Source organism: Lysinibacillus sp. NPDC093197, from assembly GCF_044754025.1.
GTDB lineage: Bacteria > Bacillota > Bacilli > Bacillales_A > Planococcaceae > Lysinibacillus.
This window is the reverse complement of the sequence record NZ_JBIVOH010000011.1, coordinates 59,604-60,066: the sequence shown is the minus strand read 5'-3', so window position 1 is coordinate 60,066 and position 463 is coordinate 59,604. Positions and strand designations below refer to the sequence as shown.

Genomic DNA, 463 nt, shown 5'->3' with positions numbered 1-463 from the left:
TTACACGGTTAATTTTGAAGTAAATGGCGGAAGTCTAGTACCAAATCAAACGGTAGCACATGGTGAAAAGGCAACAGTGCCACCAGCCCCAACAAAAGCAGGCTACACATTTGAAGGCTGGTATACAGATGATGAGCGAACAAATCAATATGATTTTACCAGCAATGTCATTACAGCGAATACGACACTTTATGCGAAGTGGGAAGCAGTCGGTTACACGGTTAATTTTGAAGTAAATGGCGGAAGTCTAGTACCAAATCAAACGGTAGCACATGGTGAAAAGGCAACAGTGCCACCAGCCCCAACAAAAGCGGGTTACACATTTGAAGGCTGGTATACAGATGATGAGGGTACAAATCAATATGATTTTACCAACAATGTCATTACAGCCAATACAACATTTTACGCGAAGTGGGAACCACTGAAGTATACAGTTAGCTTTGAAGTGAGCGGTGGAAGTGCA

General features: G+C 42.5%; 1 protein-coding gene. It reads left to right on the top strand.

Features of this window, described 5'->3' with window-relative positions; translation table 11 throughout:
- Positions 1–463, top strand: a 463-nt coding sequence (locus tag ACIP9G_RS21145) for an InlB B-repeat-containing protein (RefSeq protein WP_401022037.1), incomplete at both ends; no start/stop codon positions are given.